The sequence below is a fragment of the Pontibacterium sp. genome (genome assembly GCF_041587635.1).
In the GTDB taxonomy this organism is placed as follows: Bacteria; Pseudomonadota; Gammaproteobacteria; order Pseudomonadales; family Balneatricaceae; genus Pontibacterium.
In genome coordinates this window covers 1-3,604 of the sequence record NZ_JBFGYC010000422.1, presented here as the reverse complement: position 1 = coordinate 3,604, position 3,604 = coordinate 1, and the positions used below count along the sequence as shown (strand labels likewise).

Genomic DNA, 3,604 nt, shown 5'->3' with positions numbered 1-3,604 from the left:
GCCCCACCCAGATAAAGCCGCCTTTGTGCGGTTTTTTTGTGTCTGATCGCTAGTAAATAATAAGATAATATATATAATTATTATTATATTATTTTTATATTGGGGCGGCGGAACGATGAAGCAGAAAATCACGGAAGAGGTTGTCTTTGGTCTGGCGGATCAGCTGGTATTAAAGGGCAAAGATCCAAGTACTATTTTGATTCGTGAAGAAAACAATAATCACGGCAGTCCTAACGATATAGGTAAGCACCTGAAGGCGTGGCGGAAGCAGCGCGCAGAAAGCGCGGTGGCGGCTATTCCAGAAATGCCCCTGGATAAGTTAATGGCAAGCCTGGGGCCGGTGTGGCTGGATCTGGTGCGCGCGGCAAATGAACAGCATGAAGAGGCCCGCCAGGCGTTTTCCGATAAGGAAGAGGAATACCAGGCTGAGTTGCAGGAATTTAGTGCAGTTATTGAAAGGCAGGATTTAGACCTGGAAACGTTGCGCACTCTTAGCGATAACCGCGCCCAGGAGCTTGATGCGGTCCGTCGGGAACTGGAGCAATCGCGGTTGCAGCTGGTAGAACAGACAGAACGCGTCAGCCAGACGGCGCAGAGGCTGGAAGATAAAAGCCGTGAGTGTATGGCGGTATCCGGTGAGCTGAACCAGGTGCGTGCTGATCTGGAAGGCACCCGCCGGGATCTGGAAGCTGTCACCGCTAAAAATACAGAGCTGGCCGCCCAGCTGCGGGATACTAAGGCGGAGCTGTCCACGGCCATTACGGATATGCGCAAATGTCGAAGTGAAGGTGAAGCGCTGCAGAAGGGCCTGGATACCGTCAAGCAACAGCGTGATAAGGCGGTAAAACAGGCGGACGCCCGTGAAAAAGAGCTGATCCAGACCGGCACCCGCTTACAGGGTGTAGAACAGAATCTGGAAGCATCCCGCGAGGATTGTTCAGCGTTGCGGGCTGAGCTGAAAGAGTCCCGCGAGCACATGAAAGCTCTGAATGCGGATCTGGTTGAAAAGGCGGAGTTCGCCGCCACCGCTACGGCTGAGCTGGGCGTGATGAATGCTCAGTTGATTGAGAGCAACAAGCGAGAGACCGCGCTGCAGGATCGGTTGGTTGCTTTGGCGGATGCTGAAAAGCCAGTAAATAAATAACGAATTAATTAAATAACGAAATACCTGTCCGAACGCATCGTGTTGAATGTGTTGTTATATGGCTGTCAACTACAGAGAGATAAGCATGAAAACTAGCGCCCGATTCTTAATAGCATGGATTACCGCCCCCGTCGTTTTTTTGCGGTGGTGCCGTTCTTTGTGTTTATGGACTGGCTTACACAGAAAGATTTCGGCTTAACGAAGGATTTTAGTTGCGGCTGGAAACGCTGGGCTTTCTTTCAAGGGTAGTGGCTATATAACCCGGCCATCGTTGGCCCATGTGTAGTGAACGCCAGAGAGCGGAGCGCGAGTCCGCTGGATGGCATTGTTATTTTGTGAGGTAGTTATGGGGTATGAAACAGGAAGCCGTGCAGACGTTATTGCGGAGCTTGTTCGTTGTGCGATACAGGATCGTGACGCGCTTATTTCTGCTCACACGGAAGTTGATGCTCGCTCAGGTGAGCTAGTGCTAATAGACGAGGCTGACAGAGAAACGGTTGAGAGTTGCGAGGCAGCAATCAGAGACTTTCAGCGAATAAGTGAAGCGCTTCGATAAGCGAAATAACCCAGAGATAACGGGCCGATGTGGAGCACGCGAGAGCGTGTGTAGCGAAAGTCCGCGTTGATTGAATTGTTATATAGCGAGGTTGGCAATGGCACAAAATGAATTTACAAAAAGTAACGAACAGACCGGGCTACCGAGCCAAGCCGTGCTTGATGCTGGCTTGAACGTTTTTGCGCTTGATCTATTGGTTGAGTCATTCACAGAGGTGGCAGGGAAGAGCACGGAGGCTGTTGAATTTACATATCGTGGCGTGAGCATCCGTCTACAGGTAAGCGATAAAGCTATATAACTATGGATGTTGAGCGGCGGTCCTGGCCGTCCGCTTAACGCAGTGTTATAGCTCCATGTCGTAAATCGCTGTTATTTCTTCTGCCTGGATGCCCAGATAGTCCAGGGTCTGCTTTTCGCTGCTGTGCCCGTATGCGTGCATAAGCAGCGCCACCGATGTTCCCCGGCCGATCCGTTGCCAGTATCCCCAGGTCTTACGCAAGCTGTGTGAGGCGTAATTGCCTTTTAACCCCGTCTCTCTGCACCACTGCTTTACCAGCCGTGAAACGGTTTCTACGGTTAATGGTCCGCGCTGGCCGGTGAACAGGGCTTGCGCGTCATTCTGCGGCGCGCTGGGGTGGGATAGCCATGCTTGAATAGATTGGATGGCGGTGGCGTTGAGCGGGGTGGTGCGGTAGCGCTGGTTTTTGGATTGCTTGAGTTCCAGGGTGTCGCCAGGCGTCAGGTGTTTGACTTGGCCCACGGTGATACTGATCAGCTCGTTTGCGCGCCAGGCGGTGTTAATGCCCAGGGTAAACAGGCAAAGGTTGCGCGGCTGGTCGGCAAGGATCTTTTTAATGTTGCTGATAGCGCGTTTGCTGCGGATCGGGTCAACTTTGATCCTGGAGCCTGGCGCGGGGCGGTTGGGGTTTTTGGGTGCGGTCATGGCGTTAACTATTGCTGTCCTGGGATGAATAGTTAGCCAGTATAAACAGGCTGGACGGGTGGTTAAAAGTGGAAAATACGCCCGCGCTCAGAGTTGGCGCGGGCTGGGGCGGTGTTGCAGCTGGCTATGTTTTTTCTAAAAGTTAGCGAGCGGCTTGCTGGTGAACGGCTCTAGTAAATAGGTGCGTGCTCGCTGCAGTATGCGTTTTCGTATGGGTTATAGTCCCATGTGATTTTTCCGCATTCCGGGCAGTTTCCGCGTGTTTTTCCGGTTGTTGCACGTTTTCGCGGTGCTCTGTATTTGATGCCAGCAGCGGTAATCATCTTCCGGTGATTAACATTTTCGGCTTGAAGCGTGCGGCGGCAGATTGTATCAAGGAACGCCTTGGATAATGCTGCACCTGACTGATTCTGAAGTTGGCACAGAGCGACGGTTGATTCGTAAATCTTCGCTTTGCTGTAGTCAGCGGTATACCCGCCTACTCCGTCATCAAAGAAAATATCGTTACCGTCATATTGCCCGCAGTGGCGATGAACAATCACGCCCTTGGAGAAGTCCGTATTTAGCTTCAGGTACTGCATATCAACGCGAACGGTAGTCAGGGCGTCAACTTTAGTTTTGCTTAATGGGATAAAGTGATTCTGTCGGTCAGCGTATTTTTGCGCCTCTTCGCGGGTGAATACTTCAGCTTTGTCCAAATCGCTAACATATCCGCGTCCATCTTTAGCCCAGAACATGCAGGTAGAGCCAACATCTGAGCGCGTGTCGCGTAGGTAAAATTCGTTTTCCATTACTTTAACTCCTTTAAAGCCTGAGCCGTACAATTGGGTATATACCGTTATCTTTCGTATCTATTGATGCAGTCAAACCCTGTCGCTAAACAGGGTTTATTATCGCCCGTAAAGCCCGCAGGTCTAGCTGAGCAGGCTTTCCAGGATATGCCGCCGGGTGTGTGGGTTGT

At 51.4% G+C, this 3,604-nt stretch carries 3 protein-coding genes; 1 reads left to right on the top strand and 2 read right to left on the bottom strand.

Translation table 11 applies throughout. The features are described 5' to 3' along the window. Positions 1-115 precede the first annotated feature (115 nt). The gene (locus tag ABYW01_RS16735) at positions 116-1,144 is read left to right on the top strand and encodes a DNA-binding protein (RefSeq protein ID WP_372834890.1); all 1,029 of its coding nucleotides are present in this window, start codon (positions 116-118) and stop codon (positions 1,142-1,144) included. A gap of 899 nt (positions 1,145-2,043) precedes the next feature. Here ABYW01_RS16735 and ABYW01_RS16730 read toward each other — a convergent pair. Beyond that, on the bottom strand, positions 2,044-2,643 hold the full coding sequence (locus ABYW01_RS16730; protein ID WP_372834888.1) for a tyrosine-type recombinase/integrase: 600 nt from the start codon (positions 2,641-2,643) through the stop codon (positions 2,044-2,046). Between the two features lie 170 nt (positions 2,644-2,813). Continuing rightward, a complete protein-coding gene (locus ABYW01_RS16725; protein ID WP_372834885.1) occupies positions 2,814-3,434 on the bottom strand; it encodes a hypothetical protein in 621 nt (206 codons plus the stop codon). Positions 3,435-3,604 lie beyond the last annotated feature (170 nt).

Bases quoted from the DNA above. Each gene is read 5' to 3' on its own strand.
- ABYW01_RS16735 (WP_372834890.1), top strand. From the start codon at position 116: ATGAAGCAGAAAATCACGGAAGAGGTTGTCTTTGGTCTGGCGGATCAG.
- ABYW01_RS16730 (WP_372834888.1), bottom strand. From the start codon at position 2,643: ATGACCGCACCCAAAAACCCCAACCGCCCCGCGCCAGGCTCCAGGATC.
- ABYW01_RS16725 (WP_372834885.1), bottom strand. From the start codon at position 3,434: ATGGAAAACGAATTTTACCTACGCGACACGCGCTCAGATGTTGGCTCT.